Source organism: Bradyrhizobium sp. 33ap4 (assembly GCF_032654765.1).
Classification (GTDB): domain Bacteria; phylum Pseudomonadota; class Alphaproteobacteria; order Rhizobiales; family Xanthobacteraceae; genus Bradyrhizobium; species Bradyrhizobium australafricanum.
In genome coordinates this window covers 60767-86113 of the sequence record NZ_JAUMTJ010000004.1, presented here as the reverse complement: position 1 = coordinate 86113, position 25347 = coordinate 60767, and the positions used below count along the sequence as shown (strand labels likewise).

General features: G+C 63.5%; 29 protein-coding genes. 18 read left to right on the top strand and 11 right to left on the bottom strand.

The genetic code is table 11. The features are described from left to right. Window positions 1-56: 56 nt before the first annotated feature. The 7 genes from Q2M23_RS04420 (at window position 57) to Q2M23_RS04390 (ending at window position 8713) form a co-directional block, all read left to right on the top strand. The gene (locus Q2M23_RS04420) at window positions 57-593 is read left to right on the top strand and encodes a YcgN family cysteine cluster protein (RefSeq protein WP_092079527.1); all 537 of its coding nucleotides are present in this window, start codon (window positions 57-59) and stop codon (window positions 591-593) included. Between the two features lie 159 nt (window positions 594-752). After that, entirely contained in the window at window positions 753-2348 is a 1596-nt protein-coding gene (locus Q2M23_RS04415; protein ID WP_316394515.1) for an MDR family MFS transporter, read from the top strand. Between the two features lie 478 nt (window positions 2349-2826). Continuing rightward, window positions 2827-4050, top strand: a complete 1224-nt coding sequence (locus tag Q2M23_RS04410; RefSeq protein WP_076833190.1) for an ABC transporter substrate-binding protein — start codon at window positions 2827-2829, stop codon at window positions 4048-4050. Between the two features lie 94 nt (window positions 4051-4144). Then, window positions 4145-5020, top strand: coding sequence for a branched-chain amino acid ABC transporter permease (locus tag Q2M23_RS04405; RefSeq protein ID WP_050424320.1), 876 nt, complete (start codon window positions 4145-4147; stop codon window positions 5018-5020). Between the two features lies 1 nt (window position 5021). After that, window positions 5022-5948 carry a branched-chain amino acid ABC transporter permease gene (locus Q2M23_RS04400; protein ID WP_076833577.1) on the top strand — a complete coding sequence of 309 codons (927 nt, stop codon included), beginning with the start codon at window positions 5022-5024 and terminating at the stop codon, window positions 5946-5948. Then, complete coding sequence (locus tag Q2M23_RS04395) at window positions 5949-7427, top strand: ATP-binding cassette domain-containing protein (RefSeq protein ID WP_141342550.1); 1479 nt, start codon at window positions 5949-5951, stop codon at window positions 7425-7427. Window positions 7428-7468: 41 nt separating this feature from the next. Next, a complete protein-coding gene (locus Q2M23_RS04390; RefSeq protein WP_076833195.1) occupies window positions 7469-8713 on the top strand; it encodes an ABC transporter substrate-binding protein in 1245 nt (414 codons plus the stop codon). 154 nt (window positions 8714-8867) lie between these two features. Here the strand turns inward: Q2M23_RS04390 and Q2M23_RS04385 are convergent, their stop codons facing one another. Continuing rightward, window positions 8868-10076 carry an NAD(P)/FAD-dependent oxidoreductase gene (locus Q2M23_RS04385; protein WP_316394504.1) on the bottom strand — a complete coding sequence of 403 codons (1209 nt, stop codon included), beginning with the start codon at window positions 10074-10076 and terminating at the stop codon, window positions 8868-8870. A gap of 83 nt (window positions 10077-10159) precedes the next feature. Then, the gene (locus Q2M23_RS04380) at window positions 10160-11794 is read right to left on the bottom strand and encodes a thiamine pyrophosphate-requiring protein (protein WP_141342553.1); all 1635 of its coding nucleotides are present in this window, start codon (window positions 11792-11794) and stop codon (window positions 10160-10162) included. A 424-nt stretch (window positions 11795-12218) separates the two neighbouring features. Here Q2M23_RS04380 and Q2M23_RS04375 point away from each other — a divergent pair, with 424 nt between their 5' ends. Beyond that, on the top strand, window positions 12219-12383 hold the full coding sequence (locus Q2M23_RS04375; RefSeq protein ID WP_016841801.1) for a Flp family type IVb pilin: 165 nt from the start codon (window positions 12219-12221) through the stop codon (window positions 12381-12383). Window positions 12384-12413: 30 nt separating this feature from the next. On the opposite strand, the gene Q2M23_RS04370 is transcribed toward Q2M23_RS04375, so the two are convergent. Next, window positions 12414-12641 (bottom strand): hypothetical protein, encoded by a 228-nt coding sequence (locus Q2M23_RS04370; RefSeq protein ID WP_016841800.1) that lies wholly within the window; start codon window positions 12639-12641, stop codon window positions 12414-12416. Window positions 12642-12695: 54 nt separating this feature from the next. Then, on the bottom strand, window positions 12696-13673 hold the full coding sequence (locus Q2M23_RS04365; RefSeq protein WP_057020206.1) for a Ku protein: 978 nt from the start codon (window positions 13671-13673) through the stop codon (window positions 12696-12698). A gap of 264 nt (window positions 13674-13937) precedes the next feature. Here Q2M23_RS04365 and Q2M23_RS04360 point away from each other — a divergent pair, with 264 nt between their 5' ends. The 8 genes from Q2M23_RS04360 to Q2M23_RS04325 all read left to right on the top strand — a co-directional run bounded on the left by Q2M23_RS04360 (window position 13938) and on the right by Q2M23_RS04325 (window position 18489). Beyond that, window positions 13938-14090 carry a hypothetical protein gene (locus Q2M23_RS04360; protein WP_016841798.1) on the top strand — a complete coding sequence of 51 codons (153 nt, stop codon included), beginning with the start codon at window positions 13938-13940 and terminating at the stop codon, window positions 14088-14090. 415 nt (window positions 14091-14505) lie between these two features. Further along, window positions 14506-14664 (top strand): hypothetical protein, encoded by a 159-nt coding sequence (locus Q2M23_RS04355; protein ID WP_168856472.1) that lies wholly within the window; start codon window positions 14506-14508, stop codon window positions 14662-14664. Between the two features lie 160 nt (window positions 14665-14824). Continuing rightward, complete coding sequence (locus Q2M23_RS04350; RefSeq protein WP_028331616.1) at window positions 14825-15022, top strand: hypothetical protein; 198 nt, start codon at window positions 14825-14827, stop codon at window positions 15020-15022. Between the two features lie 169 nt (window positions 15023-15191). Continuing rightward, complete coding sequence (locus tag Q2M23_RS04345; protein ID WP_057020207.1) at window positions 15192-15470, top strand: hypothetical protein; 279 nt, start codon at window positions 15192-15194, stop codon at window positions 15468-15470. Window positions 15471-15525: 55 nt separating this feature from the next. Continuing rightward, window positions 15526-15942: a hypothetical protein gene (locus tag Q2M23_RS04340; protein WP_057020208.1), complete on the top strand. Its 417-nt coding sequence runs from the start codon at window positions 15526-15528 to the stop codon at window positions 15940-15942. Window positions 15943-16036: 94 nt separating this feature from the next. Beyond that, complete coding sequence (locus Q2M23_RS04335) at window positions 16037-17065, top strand: NAD-dependent epimerase (RefSeq protein WP_141342556.1); 1029 nt, start codon at window positions 16037-16039, stop codon at window positions 17063-17065. Window positions 17066-17247: 182 nt separating this feature from the next. Further along, window positions 17248-17505 (top strand): hypothetical protein, encoded by a 258-nt coding sequence (locus tag Q2M23_RS04330; RefSeq protein ID WP_246786786.1) that lies wholly within the window; start codon window positions 17248-17250, stop codon window positions 17503-17505. Between the two features lie 774 nt (window positions 17506-18279). Then, window positions 18280-18489, top strand: a complete 210-nt coding sequence (locus Q2M23_RS04325; protein ID WP_016841790.1) for a hypothetical protein — start codon at window positions 18280-18282, stop codon at window positions 18487-18489. Between the two features lie 186 nt (window positions 18490-18675). On the opposite strand, the gene Q2M23_RS04320 is transcribed toward Q2M23_RS04325, so the two are convergent. Continuing rightward, window positions 18676-18864, bottom strand: coding sequence for a hypothetical protein (locus Q2M23_RS04320; protein ID WP_028331611.1), 189 nt, complete (start codon window positions 18862-18864; stop codon window positions 18676-18678). 667 nt (window positions 18865-19531) lie between these two features. Between Q2M23_RS04320 and Q2M23_RS04315 the strand changes: the two genes are divergently transcribed. Beyond that, complete coding sequence (locus tag Q2M23_RS04315) at window positions 19532-19906, top strand: helix-turn-helix domain-containing protein (protein ID WP_018270679.1); 375 nt, start codon at window positions 19532-19534, stop codon at window positions 19904-19906. A 13-nt stretch (window positions 19907-19919) separates the two neighbouring features. On the opposite strand, the gene Q2M23_RS04310 is transcribed toward Q2M23_RS04315, so the two are convergent. Next, window positions 19920-20225, bottom strand: coding sequence for a hypothetical protein (locus Q2M23_RS04310; RefSeq protein WP_016841787.1), 306 nt, complete (start codon window positions 20223-20225; stop codon window positions 19920-19922). 119 nt (window positions 20226-20344) lie between these two features. Between Q2M23_RS04310 and Q2M23_RS04305 the strand changes: the two genes are divergently transcribed. Beyond that, window positions 20345-21763 (top strand): undecaprenyl-phosphate glucose phosphotransferase, encoded by a 1419-nt coding sequence (locus tag Q2M23_RS04305; protein WP_229193131.1) that lies wholly within the window; start codon window positions 20345-20347, stop codon window positions 21761-21763. A 29-nt stretch (window positions 21764-21792) separates the two neighbouring features. Here the strand turns inward: Q2M23_RS04305 and Q2M23_RS04300 are convergent, their stop codons facing one another. The 5 genes from Q2M23_RS04300 to Q2M23_RS04280 all read right to left on the bottom strand — a co-directional run bounded on the left by Q2M23_RS04300 (window position 21793) and on the right by Q2M23_RS04280 (window position 25268). Continuing rightward, entirely contained in the window at window positions 21793-22377 is a 585-nt protein-coding gene (locus Q2M23_RS04300; RefSeq protein ID WP_310880756.1) for a hypothetical protein, read from the bottom strand. A gap of 16 nt (window positions 22378-22393) precedes the next feature. Further along, complete coding sequence (locus Q2M23_RS04295; protein WP_316394485.1) at window positions 22394-23170, bottom strand: metallophosphoesterase family protein; 777 nt, start codon at window positions 23168-23170, stop codon at window positions 22394-22396. A gap of 7 nt (window positions 23171-23177) precedes the next feature. Further along, entirely contained in the window at window positions 23178-24461 is a 1284-nt protein-coding gene (locus Q2M23_RS04290; RefSeq protein WP_316394483.1) for a hypothetical protein, read from the bottom strand. A 109-nt stretch (window positions 24462-24570) separates the two neighbouring features. Next, complete coding sequence (locus Q2M23_RS04285; RefSeq protein ID WP_316394481.1) at window positions 24571-24855, bottom strand: hypothetical protein; 285 nt, start codon at window positions 24853-24855, stop codon at window positions 24571-24573. A 104-nt stretch (window positions 24856-24959) separates the two neighbouring features. Next, the gene (locus tag Q2M23_RS04280) at window positions 24960-25268 is read right to left on the bottom strand and encodes a hypothetical protein (protein WP_316394479.1); all 309 of its coding nucleotides are present in this window, start codon (window positions 25266-25268) and stop codon (window positions 24960-24962) included. Between the last annotated feature and the right edge of the window lie 79 nt (window positions 25269-25347).

Sequence of the window (25347 nt, the reverse complement as noted above, 5' to 3'; positions counted from 1 at the left end):
TTGCGCAAGCGTTGCCGGCATCCCAAGAAGAGTTGCACCGCCATTTCAGGGATATCATGACCGCATCGCCCAAGCGCCCGTCGGACCAGGAGGGATTCTTCTGGAAAACCAAGACGTTGGAAGAGATGTCCAACGCCGAATGGGAGAGCCTGTGTGACGGCTGCGCACGGTGCTGCCTGGAGAAGCTCGAGGACGAGGACACCGGCAAGATCTATTTCACCCATATCTCCTGCAAGCTGCTCGATTCCGGCCTCTGCACCTGCAAGGACTACCCGAACCGTTCCGACCAGGTTCCGGATTGCGTCCGCCTGACTCCCGAAAACGTCCGGACGCTGAACTGGCTGCCGCCGAGCTGCGGCTACCGGCTGGTGGCCGAGGGGCGGGACCTCTATTGGTGGCATCCCCTGATCTCGGGCGATCCCAACACCGTCCATGAAGCGGGAGTTTCGGTACGCGGGCGAGTGGAGGGCACCGAGCTCGACGTCAACGACGCCGATCTCGAGGATCATATCGTGCGATGGCCGGCGCTGCTGCCGAAACGGGCACAATTGAAGAAGCGGCCGAAAATGCTGGGCAAGACGACCAAAGCGTGACGTCGTCGCCGCGTCCGCGATCACGTCACCGCGAGAACATCGCCGCGGGATGCACCCATGCGCTGGGGTGCCTGCCTCAGCATTGAATTGCTGCATAAATTGCAAAGCAGAGAATGATTCCATCGCGGGATGCGCCCGCGCAGCAGCATTACGCCTCAAATGAACAAGTATGAACGGCAGAGCCGGATTCCTGCCGACCAAGAGACATTGCCCGACGACATTGCCGAAGAGCTGTCCTGCCTTCCGAGCGAGGTGATCGAACTCAGCGAAGCGCCGCCGCTGGCGCCGCCGGCACCACTCAATCCGGACGAGGTCCGCACCATCGTCATCAGCCTGATGCTGACGATGTTCCTGGCCGCGCTCGACCAGACCATCGTCGCGACCGCGCTGCCGACGATCGGGCGCCAGTTTCACGACGTCACCAATCTGTCCTGGGTGATCACGGCCTATCTCTTGGCCTCGACGGCGGTGGCGCCGGTGTTCGGCACGCTGAGCGACATCTATGGCCGCCGCGTCATGATCATCACCTCGCTCAGCCTGTTCGTGGTCGGCTCGGTGCTATGCGCGATCGCGCCCAGCATGACGATGCTGATCGTTGCCCGCGGTCTGCAGGGGCTCGGCGGCGGCGGCATCATGCCGGTGGTCCAGACCGTGATCTCCGACGTGGTGAGCCCGCGCGAGCGCGGCCGCTATCAGGCCTATTTCTCCAGCGTCTGGATGGCCGGCGGCATCCTCGGCCCGGTGGTCGGCGGCGTGTTCGCCGAGCATCTGCACTGGTCGATGATCTTCTGGATCAACCTGCCGCTCGCGGCGGCGGCGCTGGCGCTGCTGCTGCCGAAGATGGGCAAAATCCCGGTGTTCCACCGCAAGCGCAAGGTCGACTGGCTCGGCGGCATCCTGCTGATGGCCTCGGCCGTCGTGTTGATGCTGGTGCTGACCTGGGGCGGCACCCGTCTGTCCTGGCTGTCGCCGACCATCACCGCGATGGTGGGCGCCTCGATCGCGCTCGCCGGCGCCTTCGTCTGGCACGCGCGCCGCGCCGACGAGCCGTTCCTGCCGCTGTCGCTGCTCGGCGGCTCGGTGGTGCCGTTCGCGATGGGGGCGGGCGGCTGTGCGCTCGGCGCCATGGTCGGCCTCACCGTGCATCTGCCGCTCTATTACGAGGTGGTCTATCATCTCACCGCCAGCGAGGCCGGCCTCGCGCTGATCCCGCTCGCGGCGATCTCGACCTTCGGTGCGGCGATCGCCGGCCGGACCATGGCGAAGGCCAAGCACTACAAGCGCGTCGCCATCGTCGGCACCTCGGTGGCCGCGATCTGTGCCGTCGGCATGGCGGTGACGACGCTGCCGCTGTGGGGATTATTGCTGTTGATGAGCGTGTTCGCGCTCGGCCTCGGCACCACATTCCCGATCAGCGTGGTGTCGTTGCAGAACGCGGTGGCGCGGCCGCAGGTCGGTACCGTGACCGGCGCGATGAACTTCTTCCGCGCGATGATGGCCTCCTTCACGGTCGCCGCCTTCACTACCATCCTGCTGATGACGCTGGGGACCGACATCTCGCTCGCCGGCGAGCATCATGCCGCCTCCGCCGGCACCGTCAGCGCGATCCCGATGGCCGACATGATCCATGCGTTCCGCTACGTGTTCGGCGCCGCCGCCGTGCTGCTGACCACCGCCTCGATCTGCATGATCACGATGGAAGAGCGCCCGCTCGCTGGTCCCGCCGCCCACCCGCCGGCGGAGATGGCGGAGTAGAGGCAGTCGCCTCATACACCGCTGTCGTCGCCGCGGCGGATGTTGTGAATCGGACTCGTCGTTCCAAATCGCGTAACAATGAGCATCCGTGGTTGTGGGTCCCCGCTTTCGCAGGGACGGCATTGAGCTTGTCGCACGGCCAGCGGGCAACAATCCGCGTTCTCGCGACATGAATTGCCCGAGCCGTGCTTTTCGTTCCGCTCTCTCCGCTTCGCTCGCCCCGCGTAATTTGCCAGCGGGGAATGACGATCTGAGCGATCGGTGCACCACCACTTTATTCCCCCGCTGCCTCATGTTTGTTCATTTGGTGAGCGCCGACCCACTACTTTAGTCGCCGTCCTTGCATGGCGATCTGCGCGCAGTTTCACTTGCTGCGCATTTTGTCGCGGCTATAGTCGCGCCCCAAGAGCTCGAAGCAGCCGAAGAAAAAGAGGAGAGAAACAGGGTGACAAGAACATTGCGACTCCCCGTGCACGCGATGCAGAAACTTGCAGGAGCGGCCGTGTTGGGCCTGTTGGCTGCGGCGCCGAGCGGAGCGCTGGCTGCCGACACCCTCAAGATCGGCGTGATCGCCGAAGCGCAGGCGATTGCCGGTGCATCGATCCCGCAGGCGGCGCAGCTGGCCGCCGACGAGATCAATGCCAAGGGCGGCATCGACGGCCGCAAGATCGAGATCGTCAGCTACGACAACCACTCGTCCTCGGCGGATTCGGTGCGCGCGTTCCAGCGCGCGGTCAACGAAGACAAGGTCAACGTCGTCATTTCGAGCTACATCAGCGAAGTGGTGCTGGCGCTCGAGCCCTGGGCTTCGCGCCTGAAGACGCCGTTCGTCACGCCCGGCGCCGCCTCCAACGAGATCAGCAAGAGCGTCCACGCCGATTACGAGAAGAACAAGTACACCTTCCACGGCTACCTGACCTCGGCCGCGCTGGCGCTGTCGGTCTGCGACGCCGCCAAGGAGCTGCTGGTCGATCAGAAGCACATGAAGACCGCGGTCATCATGAGCGAGGATGCCGCGTGGACCAAGCCGCTCGATGTCGGCTACGAGGAGTGCCTGCCGAAGATCGGGCTCAAGGTCGTCGACCATATCCGTTTCTCGCCCGACACCACCGACTTCACGCCGATCTTCAACAAGGTCGAAGGCTCCAAGCCCGACGTGATCATCACCGGCATCTCGCATGTCGGCGTGCAGCCGACGGTGCAGTGGAAGAACCAGCAGGTGCCGATCCCGATGTTCGGCATTTCCTCGCAGGCGACCAACGAGACCTTCGGCAAGGACACCAACGATGCGGCGGAAGGCGTGCTGTATCAGGGCGTGTCCGGCCCGAACGTCGCGGTGACGCCGAAGTCGGTGCCGTTCGCGGAAGGCTTCAAGAAGCGCTACGGCAACTATCCGTCCTACGCGGGCTACACCGCCTATGACGAGGTCTACTACATCGCCGATGCGGTGAAGCGCGCCGGCTCGGTCGAGGCCGACAAGATGGTCGATGCGCTGGAGAAGACCGACTGGGAAGGCACCATCGGACGCGTCCAGTTCTACGGCAAGGACGATCCGTTCACCCATTCGATCAAGTACGGCAAGGGCCTGATCACCGGACTGATGCTGCAGTGGCAGGGCGGCAAGCAGGTCGCGGTCTGGCCGAAGGAGGTCGCCAAGAGCGATCTCAAGTTCCCGAGCTTCATCAAGGTCACCACGAACTGACTGATGATCATGCTCCCGGGCCCCACCCGGGAGCATCCCTGTTCGGTTCTGTGTCCTCCACAACAGGCAGCCCTGCTGCCGCGGCCAATCTGAGATGCTTGCCTTACAAATCCTGATCGATGGCTTTGCCATCAGCGCGCTCTATGCGCTCGGCGCCACCGGTTTCACCCTGATCTTCGGTGTCTCCGGCGTCCTCAATCTCTCCCACGGTGCCATCATGGTGGCCGCGGCGGTCGCGGCCTGGGCCGCGGCCAGCGTGCTGCACCTCGACATCTACACCGGCGCGCTGTTCGGTGTCGGCGTCGCGCTGATCGTGTCGTTCGCGACCTATTTCGCGGTCGTCAAGCCGATCCAGAATTCAACGCGGATCCCCAACGAGGAAAAGGAAATCTTCGTCCTCACCGGCACCCTGCTGTGGGGCATCATGATCCAGGAGCTGATCGCCTATTTCTTCACCAACAACGCCAAGACGGTGCTGCCGATCGTCGAGGGTGTCGTCGATATCTTCGGCAACCGCACACCGCGCAACAATATCTTCACCGCGCTGGTCTGCTGCCTCGTGATCGGCCTGCTGTGGCTACTGGTGAACCGCACCAGGACCGGCAAGGCGGTACTGGCGGCCTCGATGAACCCGCGCGGCGTCACGCTGCTCGGGCTCGAGCTCACCCAAATCTACATCGTGGTGTGGGGCATCTACGGCATTCTCGCCGGCATCGCCGGCGTGCTGCTCGGCATGTTCCTCGGCGTCAGCTCCTACAGCGTCGGGCCGCTGACCGCGAGCGCGTTCTCGATCGTCGTGCTCGGCGGCCTCGGCAGCGTGTCGGGCTCGCTGATCGCAGCCTTCGTCGTCGGCTATCTCGAGACCATCACGGCCTACATGATCTCGCCGGCCTATCGCACCATTCCGGCGCTGCTGCTTCTGGTGTTCGTGATGTATATCCGGCCTCAGGGCCTGCTCGGGAGGCGCTGAGATGGCCAGCTTCTTTTCCTCGCGCCTGTTCTTCATTTCGCTGTTCTGCGTAGTGGTCGCCGCGACGCTACCGTTCTACGTCTCGGGCTACATCCTCGGGCTGCTGACCGTCGCGTTCTATTTCGGCGTGTTCGCGATGGCCTGGGACCTCTTGTTCGGCTTCGCCGGCGAGGTGAACTTCGGCCCGACCTTCCTGATCGGCACCGGCGCCTACACCGCAGGGATCCTCAACAACCAGTTCGGCTGGTCGGTCTATGTCTGTATCCTGCTCGGCGCGCTGGCCTCGGTCGTCGCGGGCTTCGTGCTGGCGCTGCCGGCGCTGCGGGTGAGGGGGCCGTATTTCGGCCTGACCACGCTGGTGGCGGTCTTGATGCTGCAGAACTTCGTCGTGGTGTTCGCAGATCTCACCGGCGGCGAGATCGGGCTCACCATTCCTGACGTCATCACCATCAATGCCGGTGCCAATTACTGGATCGCGCTCGGCTTCATGACCGTGAGCGCGGCCATCCTCTATGGCCTGTCGCAATCGCCGGTCGGTCTCGTGCTGCAGGCGAGCGGGCAGGACCCGGTGCAGGCCGGCGCGCTCGGCTTCAACATCGTCAAGCACAAGCTCGCGGCCTTCATCGTCAGCGCCTTCTTCTCGGGACTGTCGGGCGCGCTGCTCGTGTTCTACTTCGGCACCGCCTCGGTCGGCACCGTGGTCGACGTCGCGGTCGGCGTGAACGTGATCGTGTCCGCCGTGCTCGGCGGCCGGCGCACCGTGCTCGGCGCCGCATTAGGCGCGATCTTCCTGATCGTCGCCGGCGAATTCCTGCGCCCGACCGGCGAGCTTGCGACCTTCATCGTCTCGGCGGTGGCGCTGCTCGTCGTCCTGTTCTTCCCCGGCGGTTTCCTCGGAGCGGCCCTGTCACGCGAGGCGCGCTCTTAAATGGATCAGACTGTGACCACAGCAACGCTCACCGTCCGTGGATTGACCAAAAGATTCGGCGGCCTGACCGCCGTGAAGAATCTCTCGTTCGACCTGCATCCCGGCGAGATTCTCGGCCTGATCGGGCCGAACGGGTCGGGCAAGTCGACCGCGATGAAGAGCGTGATGGGCATCGAGCGTCCGACCGCGGGCGAGGTGCTGTTCGAGGGCGAGAACGTCGCCGGGCTGCCTGCGCACAAGATCGCGCGCAAGGGTTTTGGCATGGTGTTCCAGCACTCGCGGCCCCTGAACCGGCAGACTGTGCTGGAGAACATCATGGTCGCGCTGTTGCCCGACAGCCTGTTCATGCTGTTTCCCGACAAGGCGCTGACTGAGCGCGCCAAGTGGATAGCCGAGCGCGTCGGGTTGGGGGCGGTGATGGACCGCCGCCCGCCGACGCTGCCGTTCGCCGACCTGCGCCGGCTGGAATTGGCCAAAGCGATCGCGCGCGACCCCAAGGTCGTGCTGGTCGACGAGCCCTTTGCTGGTCTCACCAGCGCCGAGGTCGGTACCTTCTCCGCATTGATCCGCAGCTTCCGCGACGAGGGCCGCGCGGTGATGCTGGTCGACCACAACGTCAAGAGCGTCGCGGCGCTGGTCGACCGCGTGCTCGCGATGTATCTCGGCGAGGAGATCACGACCGGCCGCGCCGAGGACGTGATGAAGAACGAGACCGTGCGGCGGGTCTATCTCGGCGGCGCGATCCAGACGCACGCGCGGCCCGAGACCTCGTTCAAGGACAAGGTGCCGCTGCTGCAGGTCGAGAATATCAGCGTGCATTACGGCAAGGCGCAGGCGCTGGAAAACGTCTCGATCCACGTCCATGAGGGCGAGTTCGTCTCCGTCGTCGGCCTCAACGGCGCCGGCAAGACCACGCTGTTCAACACCATCTCGGGTTTCCTGCCGTATACCGGCGAGATCCTGCGCGGCGGACAGCCACTGCGCGGCACGGGACCCGCGAAGATCGCTCGCTCCGGCCTCGTGCAATGTCCGGAATCGCGCGAATTGTTCGGCGAGATGACGGTGCGGGAAAATCTCGACCTCGGCGGCCAACATCTCGACGACGCGGCGCGGGCCAAGCAACTCGCCTGGCTGTTCGAGCTGTTCCCGATCCTGAAGGAACGCCAGGGCCAGATGGCGCAGACGTTGTCCGGCGGCGAGCAGCAGATGCTGGCGATCGGCCGCGCGCTGATGATGCAGCCGCAGATCCTGATCCTGGACGAGCCGACGCTGGGGCTTGCGCCGGTTATCCTCGAGCTGCTGTCGAAGGCGCTGGAGAAGCTGCGCCAGACCACCAAGATCACGGTGCTGCTGGGCGAGCAGAACGTGACGTTTGCGCTTCCGCATGCCGACCGCGTCTATGTGCTGGAGCACGCGCGGATCGTCTGGGAGGGCGATCCGGGCCGGTTCGCCGCGGAGGCCGGCAAGGACTTTCTCTGACGTTCGCAGTTTGAAAAGAAGAAAGCAAAGCAAGGGAGATCATGATGACAGCATATTCAACCGCGACCCGCGTGAGCCTGTTGGCCTCGGCGCTCGCGCTCTGCCTCGCGGCACCGGCCTATGCGCAGTCCAAGGACCCGATCAAGATCGGTATCATTGCCGAAGTGCAGTCGATCGCGGGCGCGGCGACGCCGGGCGGCGCGCAGATCGCAGCCGACGAGATCAACGCCAAGGGCGGCGTGATGGGCCGCAAGATCGAGATCGTCACCTACGACAACAAGAGCTCGTCGGCGGACTCGGTGCGCGCCTTCCAGCGCGCGGTGAGCGAGGACAAGGTTTCGGCCGTGATCGCGAGTTACATCAGCGAGGTCGTGCTGGCGCTCGAGCCGTGGGCTGCGCGGCTGAAGATGCCGCTGATCACGCCCGGCGCCGCCTCGAACGAGATCACCAAGGCGGTGCACAACGACTATGAGAAGAACAAGTACACCTTCCACGGCTACCTGACCTCGGCCGCGCAGGCGCAGCTGGTCTGCGACGCGGCCAAGGAGCTGTTGGTCGACCAGCTCAAGTTCAAGTCGGTCGCGATCATGAGCGAGGACGCGGCCTGGACCAAGCCGCTCGACGTCGGCTACGAGGCCTGCCTGCCGAAAGCGGGCCTGAAGGTGGTCGAGCACATTCGCTTCTCGCCCGACACCACCGACTTCACGCCGATCTTCAACAAGATGGAAGCCGCCAAGCCCGACGTGATCGTCACCGGCATCTCCCATGTCGGCGTGCAGCCGACCGTGCAGTGGAAGAACCAGCAGGTGCCGATCCCGATGTTCGGCATCAGCGCGCAGGCGCTGAGCCCGACCTTCTGGGGCGATACCAACGGCGCGGCCGAGGGCGTGCCCTCGCTCGCGGTGGCGACTCCTGATGTTGCCGTCACGCCGAAGACCAAGCCGTTCGCGGCGGCGTTCAAGGCCAAGTTCGGCACGCCGCCGGCCTATACCGGCTACACCGCCTATGACGAGGTCTACATCATCGCCGAGGCAATCCAGCGCGCCGGCTCGACCGATCCGGACAAGATGGTGACCGAGCTCGAGAAGACCGACTTCGAGGGCACGATCGGCAAGATCCAGTTCTACGGCAAGAACGACGAGTTCACCCACGGCATCAAGTCCGGCCCGGGCGCGGTGACCGGCCTCGTGTTCCAGTGGCAGGGCGGCAAGCAGATCACGGTCTGGCCGAAGGCGATCGCCGAGGGCCAGATGAAGTTTCCGAACTTCGTGAAGCTGTCGCAGTAGCAGGCGTACGCGCCGTCATTGCGAGGAGCTCGCGACAAAGCAATCCATTTATCCCGGCGTGGAGGGGTGGATTGCTTCGCGGAGCCTGTCATCCGGCGGCGCTTCGCGCCGACCGGGTGGCTCGCAATGACGATCGGCGAATGTGAGTCCCAAGCTACTTGCGCGTCGGCGGCGCCGTCTGGATCGTCGGCGCGGCCGCCGCGAGCAGCGCGGCGCGGTCGCCGTTGCGTGGCGGATAGATGCGCTGCTGGTTGATGGTCTGCTTGGTGAGCTTGGCGGCGGCGCCTGTGGTGTGCACCTCGCGGTCCCAGCCGGTGGTGTAGAGCGCACCCCAGGCGCCGAGATCGAGCACCGTCACATACCAGTCGATATTGAGCGGCAGCAACTTCTCGCCAAACAGGTCCGCCACCACATTGTGGCCGGCGAAGCGGCCCATCGGCCGCGCGAACTGGCACGACATCACGGTCGGGTGCTCGCCGTCGATCAGGCAGGCGGCGACGTCGCCGGCGGCGAAGACGTCCGCAAGGCCTTCGACGCGCATGGTATGGTCGACCTTGATGCGGCCGAGCGCGTCGCGCCTGGCCGGCAGCGAGGCGGCGAGGGGGCTGGCGCGCATGCCGGCGCACCACACCACGGTTTTGGTCGGAATGATCTCGCCGCTATCGAGCGTGATGCTGTCGGCGCCGACGGCACTGACCCGGACGTTCAGCCGCGTCTCGACGCCGAGCGTGGCCAGCGCCTCGTTGATGACCGGGCGGCCATGCGCGCCGAAGGTCGCGCCGACGACGGGATTGGGATCGATCAGGATGATCCGATGATCGCCGGTGATGCCGGCGTGCGCCAGCTTGGCCGGCATCTCGGTCGCGACCTCGATCCCGGTGAACCCTGCGCCGACGACCGCGATGCTCGCGCGTGCCTCTGACGGCGGCTCGTTGCCGAGCGCCGCCAGATGCGCGTCGAGCCGCATCGCTGCCTCATACGTGTCGACATCGAAGCCGTGGGCGGCAAGGCCCGAAATGGCGGGGCGGACCAGCTCACTGCCGGTGGTTAGCACCAGCCGGTCGTAGCTCACAACCTCCGCGCCCGCGCTGGTCTTGATCGTGACCGCGCGCGTCGCCGGATCGATCGCCGCGACCTCGGCCACCATGTGGCCGACGCCAACCGGATCGAGCAGGTCCTTGAGCGGCAGCGCGACATCGCCGAGATCGACCTCGTAATTGCGCACCCGGATGTTGTGATAGGCGTTGCGATCGACGACCAGGATCTCGGTGTCCGCTGCCCGTGCACCGTCGCGCTTGCGGGCTGCGCCGAGCGCGGCCCATAGCCCGGCAAAGCCGGCCCCCAGCACCAGGATGCGCGCCATCTCTCCCTCCGAAGTTGCACCGGAGGGAGCTTGCCTGCGCTGGCGCGGTCAAATCAAGTGGCAGAGCGGCGTGTGAGGTGCCGTCACGTCCCCGGCCGCGACACCTCGGTCTCCTTGCTGGTGATGAATTCCAGCAGCACCGGCACGCCCTCCTTGGTCTTCTGGATGCCGCGCTTTATCGCGGGGATGATGTCCTCGGGCTTGGTCACCCGTTCGCCATAGCCGCCGAAGGCGCGGGCCATCGCGGCGTAATCGCCGGAGATGTCGGTCGAGCGGTATTTCTCGGTCGAGATCGGCATCACCTTCAATTCGATCGCCATCGAGAAATTGTTGAGCAGGATCGACATGATCGGAATCCGCTCGCGCACCGCGGTCTCGAAGTCCATCCCCGTAAAGCCGATCGCGGCGTCGCCCCAGACATTGATGCAGAGCTTGTCCGGCTTGGCGAGCTTGGCGCCCATCGCGAGACCAAGGCCGTAGCCGAGCTGCGTGGTCTTGCCCCAGCCGATATAGGACAGCGGCTCGACGGACTTCCAGAACGGCGAAAGCTGGTCGCGCGGGCTGCCGGCGTCGTGGGTGATGACGGTGTTGTGGATGTCGACGGTGTGCTGCAGGTCCCACAGCACGCGGTAGGGATTGAGCGGCGCGTCGTTGTGCGTCAGCTTCGGCATCCACTTGGCGAGCCACTCCTTGTGGGAAGCGGCAATCTCCTCGGCGACCGCACTTGCGTTGCGGTCCGAGGTCACGGTCTTACCGATCTCCTCCAGCAGCGCGTCGAGCACCAGGCCGGCGTCGCCGACCAAACCGACCTTGGCCTCGACATCCTTGTTGATGTGGTTCGGATCGAGCGTCGAATGGATGATGGTCTTGCCCTTCGGCATCGCGATGCCGAATGACGTCTCGGTGAAGGAGCAGCCGACGCCGAAGATCACGTCGGCTTCGGAAAGAAATTTCGGCACCGCGCGCGGCACCGCGAGGCCGCCGGAGCCGAGCGAGAGCGGGTGCGTCTCGGGGAAGGACGACTTGCCGCCGAGGCTGGTGGTGACCGGGATCGCGAGCCGTTCGGCGAGGCGCTTCAGCTGCGGCCAGGCCTTTGCATAGTGCACGCCCTGGCCGGCATAGATCACCGGACGCTTGGCGCCAACGAGCAGGGCGGCTGCTTCCTTCACATGGACGGGGTCGGCGCCGTAGCGGGTGCGCAGCACCGGCGTGTAGTTCAAAGGCTCCGGCACCTCCTCGTTCCACATGTCGGCGGGGATTTCGACGATGACCGGCCCGCCGCGGCCGTTCTTCAATTTTGTAAACGCCCGCCGAAAGATGTTGCAGACCTCGGCTGCGATGTTGATCGGCTCCGACGATTTTGAAAACGCCTTCATCGCCTGGCTGGAATTGAAGTTCGGGTCGATATTCGCCAGCCGACGCGCATAGCCCATCGGCAGCACCAGGACGGGCACGGATTCGCCGTAGCACTGCGCGACGCCGCCCATCGCGTTCTCCGCGCCGGGGCCGTGCTGCATGCAGAAGGCGCCGATCTTCTCGCCCGAGGTGACGCGGGAGATCGCGTCTGCCATGTGCACGCCGATGCGCTCCTGGCGCACCATCACCGGGCGGATGTCGGCATTGGCGGCGTATTCGATCAGGTGGTTGACCGGGTAGCCCGTGAGGATCTCGATCCCCTCGCGCTTCATGATTTCCGCGATCGCGGTGCCGAGCTTCATGACGGTCACTCCCTTTGCATGCGGCCGGTTCGTTCCGGCCTCGTTGTCGCCTGTCCGATAAAGGAACAGGATTCCGCGGCACCGGTAAAGCGCGGCCGGGGCCGGATCAGGTAGTTCTGATATGCGTTTACGACTGGAGCTGTTTCCGCTCAGACAGGATCAGAACGGAGCTCTAGATACTTGTTTTGACGCGTTTTCTTTGCGCGAGCCGGTGTCCACTTCGCTGGAAAGCGCTCCGGCCGCGGCCAAGTGCCTCGCCCGGCGGCAACCCGATGCAGGCAGAACTAGCACGGAAATTCGCTGCAACTTTTAAGCGACCGTTCATCCTTTCCCTCAATGGGCCGTCAACCAATGTGGCCTAGTTTGGCCGGCATATTACTACGGCGCGGGAGAAAAAGCCGCGAGCGTCGGACAGGAGCTTTTCATGCGCGCGTTGATGGCAAGGTTTCTGCGTGATGAGGTCGGGGCAACGGCCATTGAATACGCCATCATCGCCGGAGGCATCAGCATCGTGATCGTCGCCGGCGTCAGGGGCATCGGCACCAGCGTGAGCGGCCAATTCAATGCCGTCAGCTCGGCATTCAAGTAAGCCCTGCCGGCAGCTCGGCATTTTCCGGATTCAGTCGTCCCCGTTCAACGCGCGCAGCATCGCGATGCGCGCGAACATCAACCAGCCGGCGCCTTGTTCCGCCGCATTGATCAGATGCTCGACCGCGATCTGCCAGCGCGTTTCCTGCTGGGTGTCTTCCGATAGCTTCATGATGTAGTCGGCGGCGTGCTGCAGCGTCACCAGTGTGCCGCCGCGATGCAGCGCGATCGGTTCGTCAAACGGCGTCGACCAGGGCATCTCGACCGGAACATCTCAGGCGCTGTGGACCGGGCTCATCTTGCGGTCGCTGCGCTAGCCTGCCTTCTTGCGCGCCGCGGTGCCCTGGGCGCGCGTTGTCTTCTCGGCCTTCTTCGGCTCGGGTTTGGCGGCCTCCTTGGGCTCGCGCTTGCCGCTGCCCGAGATCGGCAGCAGCATTTCGCGCTGGCCCTCGATGCGCTTCTTCGGCTTCTTGCCCTTCGCGGCCTTTGCCTCGGCCTTGGCGGGCGCGGCCTGCTTCTCGTTGGCAAGGCTCTTCTTCAGCGCGTCCATCAGGTTGATGACGTTGCCGCTGGTCTTCGCCGCGGGCTTAGCGACCTTGATGCCGTTGCGCTTCTGGTTGATCAGGTCGATCAGCGCCTGCTCGTAGCGGTCCTCGAACTCCTCCGGATCGAAGTCGGCGGACTTCTGCTCGACGATGTGCCTGGCGAGATCGAGCATGTCCTTGGTGATCTTCACATCCTGGATGTCGTCGAAATACTCCTTCTCGCTGCGCACTTCATATGGGTAGCGCAACAGTGTGCCCATCAGCCCGTTGTCGAGCGGCTCGAGCGCGATGATGTGCTCGCGATTGGTCAACACCACGCGGCCGATCGCGACCTTGTTCAGGCTGCGGATGGTCTCGCGGATCACCGCAAAGGCGTCGTGGCCGACCTTGCCGTCGGGAACGAGGTAGTAGGGGCGGATCAGATAGCGGCTGTCGATCTCGCTGCGCGGCACGAATTCGTCGATCTCGATGGTGCGGGTCGAATCCAGCGCGATGTCGTCGAGCTCTTCCTTGGTGACCTCGATATAGGTGTCGGTGTCGACCTTGTAGCCCTTCATGATGTCTTCGGTGGAGACTTCCTCGCCGGTCTCCGCGTCGACCTTGGCGTATTTGATCCGGTGGCCGGTCTTGCGGTTGATCTGGTTGAAGGAGACCTTTTCGGTATCCGATGTCGCCGGGTACAGGGCAACCGGGCAAGTCACGAGCGAAAGGCGCAAAAAGCCCTTCCAATTGGCGCGAGGGGCCATGGGGAAACTCCAGGGAAACTCCGATTACGCAACCGACGGAACGGTCAAGGATAACACCGGGAACCCCAGTTTGAAACAACACGGCCCGGTGAATCTCGCAACGGCGTTAACCGTGTCCTCGCGCTGCGCCCGTTTGACGCGGCGGGCGGGACTGCCGTCGGCCCAGCCGTCAACGCTCTCGGAACATCGCTCCCGATCACGCGTTGGCTGTCGAAGGGGCGCGGCAAACGCCGGAATTACAGGCACTTAAGCAAAGAGGTTGCCATGGCAACGGAACGACACGGTCAAATCGTCGAAACCCCGACCGAGGCACGGCAGGCCGAGCCTGGACCTTCGGTTCTCGCGCTGCTCACGGCCTCGACAGGGCTGGCCGTCCTGATCCTCGGCATTGTCTGGTTCGCCTTTTTCCGCGTGTGAGGCGATTATCATTGGTTGACCGCGTGCGAGGACTTGATTGTTAAACTGAGAGGCAGGGCGAAGCGGGCAGATTGCTCCCGGGAAGAATCCGTTCGGTCGCGCCGGCCTCCGGCGCGCGGCTATCCTGCATGCCGGCCACATCGCCTGGTCAAGCTGCACGACCGTCTTGATCGACGTATGTGACGTCGATCGGGCGAGGATCCGAAGGGAAATTCCGGCGCGCGGGCCGCCGCGATCGCCGACGTAAAATTCCTGATCGTGTCGAACGGAATTTCCACTGCGCGATGGCGTGCGGCCTGGCGGCGTTTTGCAGCGGTGATCTGTGATGCGCGATGCGAATGGCTGCTGCGACGCGTCACGAGATCATCGAAATTGACTGCTAGCTGATTTGAATCAGCTACGCCTTGAGCCTGAGATGTTCTACTCGCAAGAAGAAAAAAACTCGTTGCTGGCGCGCTTCAAGGAGAAAAGCGTTTCAGGTGTCTTCGTCGGACTGACGGTGCTGGCGATGGCGGGGTGGATTTATCTTCTCAGCTCGATGTTCCTGAAATTCATGCTCTGGTGGTTCTCCTGAGACGTTCTCTCGCGAGAACAATTATTGTCGACGCTGATCATTGATGCGTCGTTCGATTGCACAAAAATTCCAGCGGCTGAACAATCTTTCGGCGCGTCCAATCATGATGTCGTCACAACTTCGAATGTTAATAACATCGGGGCGAACGTGAACGGTTGTGATGGTTTCTCCTGCTCTGATTCTCGCGGCGGTGTTCGTCGCAGGCTTCTTCTCCGGTTTCGCCGCGCGCTCGTGGCGGTCGCACAAGCGCCGCGCGCAATATCGGATCTATGCACCGTATGTGGCGCCATCAGCCGCGAAATCGTCGAGGCGGGAACAGCCGGTCAGTGCGTTCGGCCACATGCGTCGCGCGTTCTAGCGGAGTAGTTCGATCGAGGTAGCGCGACGGTGTGCGGTGAGTTGGGGTTGGCTGGCAACATGCAATCGGTCATCATGTCGGCGTCCGTCGCGGCAGGCGGGTTGGTTGCATGCCAGCGTGCCCCTGATCTCGTCGCCAGCCCCGCGGATCGCAAGGGAACTTTCACGTCATGAGTGATCTCAGGGGGCATTCGCCAAGGCGGTATGTCGTCGATGTCAGTGGCAAGCGTGTGCTGGTCGGGCTGACGCTTGAGGAGACGTCGGAGTTCGAGGACCTGGACTCCTCGCTGCCGGGACTGGCGGACGGGCACGATAACGGGACGGGCCTGGTGCCGTCAGCCGGTGAGGGACGGTGGCTCGAGCTCTATGACAAGCACGACAAGGCCTGGATCAAGTGGAAAGCCGACCTGAGGGCCGGGCACGAGGGCAATTCACCCTTTTTTAACTAAGACCGGGCGATTTTGACCTGTGCTGCCTCAATGGGCCCGAACCGGATACTGACAGATGTTTCAGCTGTTTTTGCGGTCTCGCGCGCAGGACCTGATCAAATCGCGGCGCGGCGAGGAAGGTTTCAAGGCACGCTCGGCCGAGCGCGATGCCGAGACCGATCGCGCCCGGATCGGATCGATCATGGCCGCGATCGAGGCCGCGTTGCAGGCGGCCGAAAGCGAGCAATCCGGTCTTGGCCGCCGCGTCGATGATGTTCTGGCCCGTGCCGCGGTGACTCTCGGCAACGGCACCGACGAATATCTGGAACGCGAGGCGCTTGACAACTATCATCAAGACCTGTTTGACGCCGAGATCTCCAACGGCCAGCGCCGGCTGAAGGAATTGGCGACCGAGATTGCGCACTTCAAGTTCATGAAGGCCGCGGTCCTGAGCCGCTTTCCGGACTACAAGCCTCCGGCCGCCAGCAACTGACGCCTGGCGGCGCGCAACGCGAAGACAGCTGCGGCTGCCGCGTGTAACGGCTTATTCGAATGGTCCGGCGCAAGGCGAAAGGCACGGGCAAGACGTGGTGATCGCAGGCAATCTACTCGTCACGGGCTGCGCCGGCTTCATCGGCTTCCATCTGGCGGAGCATCTGCTGCGGGCAGGGCAGCCGGTCATCGGCCTCGACAATCTGAACGACTATTACGACCCCGCGCTCAAGCGCGCGCGCCTCGATCTGCTCAAGCAGCACCGTGGCTTCACCTTCGTGGAGCTCGACCTCGCCGACCGAGCCGGCATGAAGGCGCTATTCGAGCGTTATCGCTTCGAGGTCGTGGTGCATCTCGCCGCGCAGGCCGGCGTGCGCTATTCCCTGCAGAACCCGCACGCCTATGCGGATTCCAATCTGGAGGGCTTCCTCAACGTCCTCGAGGGCTGCCGACACACCGCGTGCAAGCACCTGTTGTTTGCGTCCTCATCGTCGGTCTATGGCGCCAACACCAAGTTGCCGTTTTCGGTCCACGACAATGTCGACCATCCGGTCAGCCTGTACGCCGCGACCAAGAAGGCCAACGAGCTGATCGCCCATTCCTATAGCCATCTGTATCGCGTACCGGCAACCGGGCTGCGGTTTTTCACCGTGTATGGGACGTGGTATCGGCCGGACATGGCGCTCTATGCGTTCGCCGACGCGATCACCAAGGGCAAGCCGATCCAGCTGTTCAACAATGGCAACATGCGGCGCGACTTCACCTATGTCGACGACGTGGTCGAGGCGATGGTGCGGTTGATCGGCCGCGCGCCGGAAGGCGATGTCAACTGGTCGGGAGCGCATCCCGATCCGGGCTCGAGCCGGGCGCCGTGGCGGGTCTACAATATCGGCAACAGCAGGCCGGAAGAACTGATGCATGTGGTGGCGCTGCTCGAGCAGGGCTTGGGGCGGCAGGCCGAAAAGCAGTTGATGCCGATGCAACCGGGAGATGTACTGGAGACGTCGGCCGACGTCTCCGACCTGGAGCGTGAAATCGGCTTCCGCCCGCAGACGCGGATCGAGGATGGCATTGCCAGGTTTGTCGCCTGGTATCGGGCCTATCACGACGTCGATCGGACCTAGGCGCCGCGAGAAGCGTCGTCGTGTTCCAGCTCGCGGTCAGAGCTTGATCTTCGCGCAAACGCGATCCGCGTTTTGTTGCGACGGAAGACCGCTTCGCACTTCTCCGGATCATGCTTTAGTGCGCTCATTGCGAGTCCGGGCTCGAGAGAAAAAACTGATTCAGTTTGGAACGGAGTGTGGCAATGCGAGTTATCTGGGGTTTTGCGATCGTCTCAGCCGTGATCATGATCTCCAGCGCAATGGTTCCCGCGCATGCGATCGACGTGCAGGTGGCGCGCGCCTGCGATGCCTTGGTCGCGAAGGCATTTCCGCCGCTACAGCCCGGCAATCCCGCTTCCGGGAGCGCGCGGGGAGGCGCCAAAGCCCAGCGGGACTATTTCAACAAGTGCGTCGCCAATGGTGGCAAGATGGACGACGATACGCCTCCTAAATCGAAATAGCGCGCGATCGCGACGCGTGGCGAATTAGCGATGCTTATGGCGAATCTTCGCTGTCGCTGCTGTTCGTGAGGGCTGTGCAAGCGCGTGCGAATGCAGCGACAAGCGCGCGAAAGGCGTCCGCTCCCTCTGTTCAAGCCGGACGCTTCGGTCCCGCTCATTTTAATTTTAATTAGAATAGCGTTAGCGCGGTTGGGTCCGGCGGAGGCGAAATCGCGCTTGATCCGATGTCCAGCGTTGAATTCATTTCGCTGGATTGCTCGAGCGCTTCAAGGCACCGTCAGCCGCTTCAATATTCGCAACCGGTCGAAACACTCTGCGATCCTTGATGGACGTGGCAGCAGCAGATTTTGCGTCTAAGGAGCAGCTTTGGTGGAATATCTTGTGTGCACCTGAGCGCGTCCCTTGAAGCGCGATCGCTGTAACACGGCGACATTGTGATAGCCGGACAATGCACGTTCGGTTGAACGACTTGGCAGCCATCAATGATCACCAAGCAATATCATGCGCTTGGTAGAGCTTCCGACCCACATTGAGCCGCGTTGTCCAGCCGCGCGCCTCATAGCTGCCGCTGCCAACTCATCTGTACGACACATCAAAGGCCGCCGATCGGGCGCTTCGCGATCAGGTTGTGGAACCTGATTGAGAAAATTTAACTCGGAGCCATGTTGGTCGCAAACCTGCCCCATTAACCGCCTTCCATGTGCGCGGAATAACCCTGTCATCGAAACTTCAATCACATCGCTCATACCCTTAACCGCAGAGCGAGGGCGCGCCATGAAGCAGCACAAAGTTCAACATTTGCATCAGCCGATCGAAGAGGCGTTGCTCGCGACCAATCAATCGCTGCGCAACGAAGTCGTTGCGCTGATGCTTGATATCGCTGAGTTACGTGAAATCCAGGAACGCCCGGGCTCGTCGCGTTCGTTCGGCATGTCTCGAGAGCAGAACACCCCGCGCGTCGCGCTGCGCCGGGTTCACAGCTGAAGTCCGTCAGCCTCTTTCTCATCGGCAGAATATGCGGCCACATCCTCGCCAATCCGGCGAGCATGCTCGCGCGCCTGCAGTTGCGGACATTTCAATTCTAAATTGAATGATGCGCTGGCCCGATGCTCGTTTAGGCGAGCTGGCGGACGTTGCTGCGGATAATCGCGGTCGTGAGGGTGGGGGCGGTCAGTGCTCCAGCGGCACGGACTTGCGTGCCCCGACATCGGACAGACGCTCGCGCAGGATCCAATTCTGCAAGACCAGTTCGACCGCGGTATGCCGGAGCTCGCAATTCTCCGCGACGAGGCGTTCCAGGATGTCGGCCGCCTCGCTTGACGCGGGTTGGTTCCCCTCGAAGACCTTGAGACGCGCCATGGTGTCGATCCTCGCAAAAATGTTGATCAGAGGCTGGCTCTGACAAGCGTCAGCACAGAATGGTTCGCGGATTATCGGGCGGACGTGGTTCCGCCTGATGGCCTCGGGTGGGAAAGCGCTTAATTGATAATTCGTGGATCGAGATATGAGCGTTAGGTTTCGTGAAAATAATCCTCAAATATGTTGAAACCCTCGTGACACCTAACATCCTAGTAACTACTGCTGGGCGTGTACGCCCGCAAGCGGCCGGACGCGAAACTCGCGGGATTAATTTGTTAGAAATTTGTGAAAGTTGCGCTTGACCGGTGGGGCGATTATCGCGGCGAGGCATGGCGCACTCACAATCTGTCGAGAGACCGATTGAATATTCTCATTTGCTTCCCGTTTGAGAATGCAAACAGTGCGCCAGTTATCCCGATCAAACTCTCATACACAGAAAGTCGTATAACTTTTTTTATCGGGCCCTTTCAGCGGAGGAATATTCCCCGTATATTCCGCTCAATACCTTGCAGCTTCGGCGTTTCTTCGCACTATGTGTTGCTGCCGACCGGCAAGTTCGAGGCTCCCGAAAGGCCCCCGGGAAACCCTCAATTTGAATTTCCTGTTGCATTTACATAGCTTATAGGCCATGCGATGATTGCTAATCTAGGGGGCAATGAGATGACCAATGAGGCGTCATTCTACTGAGGAGATCAGTTCCAAGGTCAAACAGGCCGAGGAACTCATGGCGCGGGGGCAGTCCCAGGCCCAAGCGTGCAAGGTGCTGGGCGTTAGCGTGATGACGTTTCATCGCTGGCGCAAGCAGGAGGCCGCACGCGGCCACCAGGCGAATGGTACTGTTACCGAATTCGCCGCTCGCACCGATGATAGAGATGGGATCCCCCCTGTCCATAACCGTATTGATGAATTACGGCTGGAAAATGAACGGCTGCGCCGGATCGTGACCGACTTGCTGCTCGAGAAAATGAAGATCGAGGAAAAGCTTGCGCTCAGGTCCGGCGGCGGGAGCGGCTTGCCCCGCCGTGGTGAAGCCCAAAGCTGACGTAAGCTATCCGTTAGTGGATGCGTGAAGGCCTGGGAGCCAGCAGCAGCTGGTCGCTCAGATGTGCCTTCTCCGACCTTGCGCGCAGCTCTTCGAAGATCGGACGCAGTCTGGCCTGCGCAAGGTCCAGGCCCCTGACGATGTCCTGATTCGGCATGTCGGCCGGGAAGCGGGCCGCGCGCAGCTTTGTCTCGATCGCCTTGACCAGCACCTCGACGTCGTCGCGGTGCTGGCCCGCGACGAGCTCGGCGCCCATCAGGCGGATGAGATGGAGGAGGGCCACCAGCGCGGCCTCGGTTTCGCCAGCCGATGAACTCATGCGCGCTCTCTATCCGATATCCGCAGCAGCTCTTGCGAGCTCACGACCCGCCTGATAATACACATATGAATTGTTAACACGAATGTTAATTCCCGATGGCCGACCTTTCGGACGCTCGATTGGCGAAGGTACCGGTTAACTTCGGCGCCTTCTCGTTCGCTTTCGCCTCCCTCGAGGCGTTTGCCGTCGCGTTCGAGATGATAATCGTCGTGCTGTCCAGCATCGTCGGCGGCGCGGCCTATCACCTCTTTTACTACCACACGGTTTATAGCAACAGCTTCGAGGGTTTTCTAGGGATCGGGGTCCTCGCCGCCATCCTTCACATGTTCGTGGCGAAGTCGCAGGGCCTTTACAATGCGCAGGTGCTGGCCGGTCTCGACCGGCGCTGGAGCAGCCTGCTCGGCGGATGGCTGCTGGTCGTTCTGCTGATGACCCTGATCATCTTCCTTTTGAAGGTGGGTTCCGGCGTCTCGCGCGGGTCGGTGCTGTCATTTGGCCTGATCGGCGGCCTCGGGCTGGTCGGCGGACGGATGCTGCTGCAGGCGCCGCTGCAACGCGCGATCGACCGCGGCATGCTGGCCACGCGCCGCGCGGTCGTGGTCGGGATGGCGGACGAATTGTCCCGGGTGCGGCAAGCGAGCCTGCTGCGCGATTTCGGCCTCAGCGAGGTGCGACGGGTCCAGCTCTCCGGATCGTCCGACGACGCCGGCGACCGCGCCGCCGTCGCGTCGGCCATTCTTGCAGCCCGCGAGTGCGGCGCCGACGAGATCATCCTGGCCATGCCCTGGCAGCAGGAGCCGCGCATCCAGTTCGTGTGCGATCAGCTGCGGGCATCGCCGCTGCCGGTGCGGCTGCTGCCGGACCGGACCGCGGAGCGGTTCCTGGCGCTGCGGATGGTGGCGACCGGCCCGATCCCGACGCTGGAAATGCAGCGCTCGCCGCTTACTTCGCTCGAGCGCGCCGGCAAGCGACTGTTCGACATCGTGGCGTCCAGCGGCCTCCTGGTGCTGTTCGCGCCGCTGCTGATCGGAACGGCGATTGCGATCAAGCTCGACTCCAGGGGGCCGGTCCTGTTCCGGCAGCGCCGCAACGGCTTCGACGGCAAGCAATTCACCATTCTCAAATTCCGCTCGATGCACGTGCTCGAGGATGGCGATATCATCACGCAGGCCCGCCCGAACGATCCGCGGCTGACCGGGATCGGCGCGACCCTGCGCCGCCGCAGCATCGACGAACTGCCGCAGCTGGTGAACGTATTGCGCGGCGACATGTCGCTGGTCGGGCCGCGGCCGCACGCGCTGGCGCATGACGACAAATATTCGAAGCTGATCGCGAGCTATGCAGAGCGCCAGCACGTCAAGCCCGGCATCACCGGTCTCGCGCAGGTGCAAGGGCTGCGCGGCGCGACGCCGGCGATCGAGGACATGCAGCTGCGGGTGGCGCATGACCTCATCTACATCAAGAGCTGGAGCTTCGTGCTCGACCTGCGCATCCTGCTGCGCACGGTCGGCGCGGTGTTGCGTCACAAGGGTATCTGACGGCTGGGCATCTGGGCGCCAGGCGCGCGTTACTGCGGAATGCTCTGGTTGGCGTCCTTGAACTCCGCCTCGATGATGCGCCGGTTGGCGTCGCCAGCCACGCGATAGGCCTGCCCGATCGCGCCCTTCAGTTCCGGCGCCCGCGTGAGGATCAGGCGGATCTGCCGCTGCAGCAGGTCGACCAATTCGACATCGCGCGTGGTGTCGACTTGCGCCAGGAGGATCAGGCGCGGCGCGATCAGATCGCTGCGGTTGAAGCCGGTATAGTAGGACATCTTGAGCGCCTTCGACGCGGTCGGGTTCAGCCAGTCGAACCGTCCGGTTGCCGAGGCGAGGCCGAACCAGGCGCCGGCGTCCATCGGCGAGAGGCGAAGCGCCCGCGTGAACGCGGCTTCGGCCGCCTCCGGTGACGTCTGCAATTGGCTCCAGCCGTCGCGCAGCCACAGCTCGCCTCTGACCATGCCGACCTCTGCGGCGATCGCCGGTTTGGCGCGCAATGCATCGGCGGCAAGCCACCAGGTCGACAAGGCGAGCGTCGCCGCGCCGATCGCAGCGGCGGCCGGCACGAAGGCCGGCGAGAGACGCCTCGCATTCCGGCCGATCGCGTCAGCCATCGTGTTAGCCATCGCATTAGCCATGGCGCGCGGCCCGGTTGCCGGTCATCAGCAGGGTTCGCCGGGCTCCCTCGAGCTTGACGCAGGTCAGGCGGCCGGTCGCATAGGCACCGGTGTCGACATTGATGCGGTTGCGCAGCAGCTCGGCCTCATGCACCGGCGTATGGCCGTGGACCACGACCTTGCCGAAGTCATCTTCCGAGATCAGGAAGTCGTCGCGGATCCAGAGCAGATCCTCCTTGCGCTGCTGGTTGAGCGCGACGCCGGGCCTGACGCCGGCATGGACGAAGAAATAGCGTTTGTGCACATAACAGAGCGGCAGCGAGCGCAGGAAGGCGAGATGGGCCGGCGGCATCTGGCGGATCAATTGCCGGGCGAGCGCCCTCCGTTCGGAAGCGTCGGGATTGGGCGAGGGCGTCAGGCCGTAGGACATCAGCGTTTGCAAGCCGCCAAACTGCCGCCATTGCGCGAGCATGTCGGGATTGACGAGAAATTCCAGCAGGCAGGCCTCGTGATTGCCGAGCAGGCAGACTATGCTGCGGGTGCGGCGGCGTTGTTCGAGCATGGCGATGACATCGCGCGAATCCGGTCCGCGATCGATATAGTCGCCGAGGAACACCTGGATCGGTCGCGCCGGCCGGAACCGACGGATGTCGGCATCGATGCGGGCGCAGATCTCGTGCAGCAGGTCGGCGTGACCGTGGATATCGCCGACGGCGTAGATGCAGGTCTCGTCGCCCTCATGTTCGAGATCGCCGGTCTGGCCGACAAGACGCTGGAGGAAGCTGCGCATCTGGCGTCTAGCCCGCCTGCGACCGTGAACGGCTGATCCGCTGTGCCAGTCCTGTTCCGATCACGGCTCCCAACACGATCACTCCGGGCAGCGCCGGCAATTCCGGCAAGGTGAAGCCAGCAAGCAGCAGCGTCAGCAGGACGGCTGCCGCCGATGCAGGGTAGGACCAGTCGCGGCCGCGATTGCGCGCACCGGCCGTGAACGCTGCGATGCCGACGATGATAGCCGCGACTAAAGTCCAGAACATGGCGGAACCGAATTGCGCGATCAAGGCCGCGGCGCTGGTCGCAACCACGGGCCGCGTGGTGGCGCCCTGCCAGTCCATATAGGTCGACGCCAGCGTTGCCGTGGTGCCGGCGCCGCTGCCGAGCGCGGGCAGGTCGGCGAGCAGATTGTGGGTCGATTGCACGAACTCGGACGGTGCATGAACAAAGGCGACCGCAAGCGGAATGTCGGGATGACGATTGCCGATCGCCGTCGCCAGGGCGATCAGCGCGATCGCTGTCGCCGCAGCAGCGCTGCTCCTGCGGTGCAGATGAAGTTTCCGCGCGGCGAAGGTCATCAGGACGAGGGCGATGCCCGCGGCGATCGCGATCGCGGCGCCGCGCCGCCCAACCCAGCAGGCGCTGGCGGCGCAGAGCAGCGCGCCGGCAGCGAGCAGCCAGCGCAGCCGTCTCAATTGGGCGGCGGTGCGGCCATCGGCGTGTCCGCCGACGTCGAGCGCGCGCGCAAGGCCGAGCGGAACGCCAACGAGAACGACGACAAGGAATCCGTTTGCCGTCTCATCGCGTGCAGCGCCAGACCAGACTTTGACCGGATCGCTTGATAGCAGCAGGATCAGGGCCGCGACGGCCGCGGTTGCTGCAACGGTGCGGGCCACCATATCGGCGCGGCGGGCGTCGATCGCGACAGCGGCGGCGGTGATCATGGCTGACATGAGTGACAGCCAGATCAGCAGCGCGCCGAAGCTTGCGCCGGTGTCGATCGTGATGCTGCCGCTGAGCTGTGCTCCCAGCGTTTCGCCGGCGAACTTCCACACCGGATGCGCCAGGGCCGCCAGCGGAAACATCTGCAGGACGATCCAGAGCACCGGCAGAAGCGCCGCCGCAACAGCGGGACCGGCGACCGACTTCAGGAACGACAGCTCACCCGGACGGATCGCCAGCAGGCTTGCGAGCAGCCCTAGCGACGTCGCCGCGCCGACGAGACCCGTCGCGAGCGATGCGTCGATGAGACCGAGCGGAATCGACGCCCCGATCAAGATGCAGATGAAGGCCGTGACGTTCCACACGAGAGGGGGAGGTCCTGCAGAGGATGAGACGCAAGGCAGCGGGATGCCCCGGGCTTGCCGCGAGGTCAACGGAAATCGGCCACGCCAAAGCGGGCAGTGTCATGCCCTGCTATTGCGAACGGCGCAGGGCGAGACGTGGCGTCGAGGTGCGAGACCAGAACAGCGGCGCGAAGGCGCCTGCCAGATATCCGATTTGCAGCGCTACGATCGCAGCGATCATGAGCAGCGCGGTTTCCGACCACGACAGGCGCCCGACTCCGATGGCGGCCAACAGCGCGAGTTCCGCGAGCGCCACCGGCGCCAGCACCAGACAGTGCTGGCGCAGACCGAGAACGGTGCCGCCGATCAAATTGCCAAGGAAAACAAATAACATAACCAAACCCTGCGCCCGCATGGTATCGGGCCGGGCCTAAGCCGGGGTTAACCCGCGCGTCGCCAGCGGGCCGGCGCGGTGCCGGCCGAGCTCGATGGCCTGTGGTTTTGTTAGTCGATTAACATTCAGAACGGGCGCAGATCGCCGTAACTATAGGCAGCCCAATAATCGCGGCCGCCAAACGGTCCATAGGCGCCGTAGAGCGGCGCGCAGGAGTAGCGATCGGGACAGCCGTGCCAGCAAACCCGTTTCCACTGGCAGACGTCGCCACGACAATATTGCAGCCGCTGACAATTGCCGCTGACCCGTTGCACGGCGCGCGGGGCCGGGGAAACGCTTAGTTCTGCGGCGAAAACCCCGGAGCCGCCGAGGGCGCCTATCAGCGGCAAGGCGACCATTCCCAACGCGATCGCGGGTAGCTTCCTGCGGGCCATCGAACCCTCAATCGGTTAACTCAAACCATCTCATTCACAGATAACGGGGAGATCGGACGAAAGCAAAGCCGGAGTGACG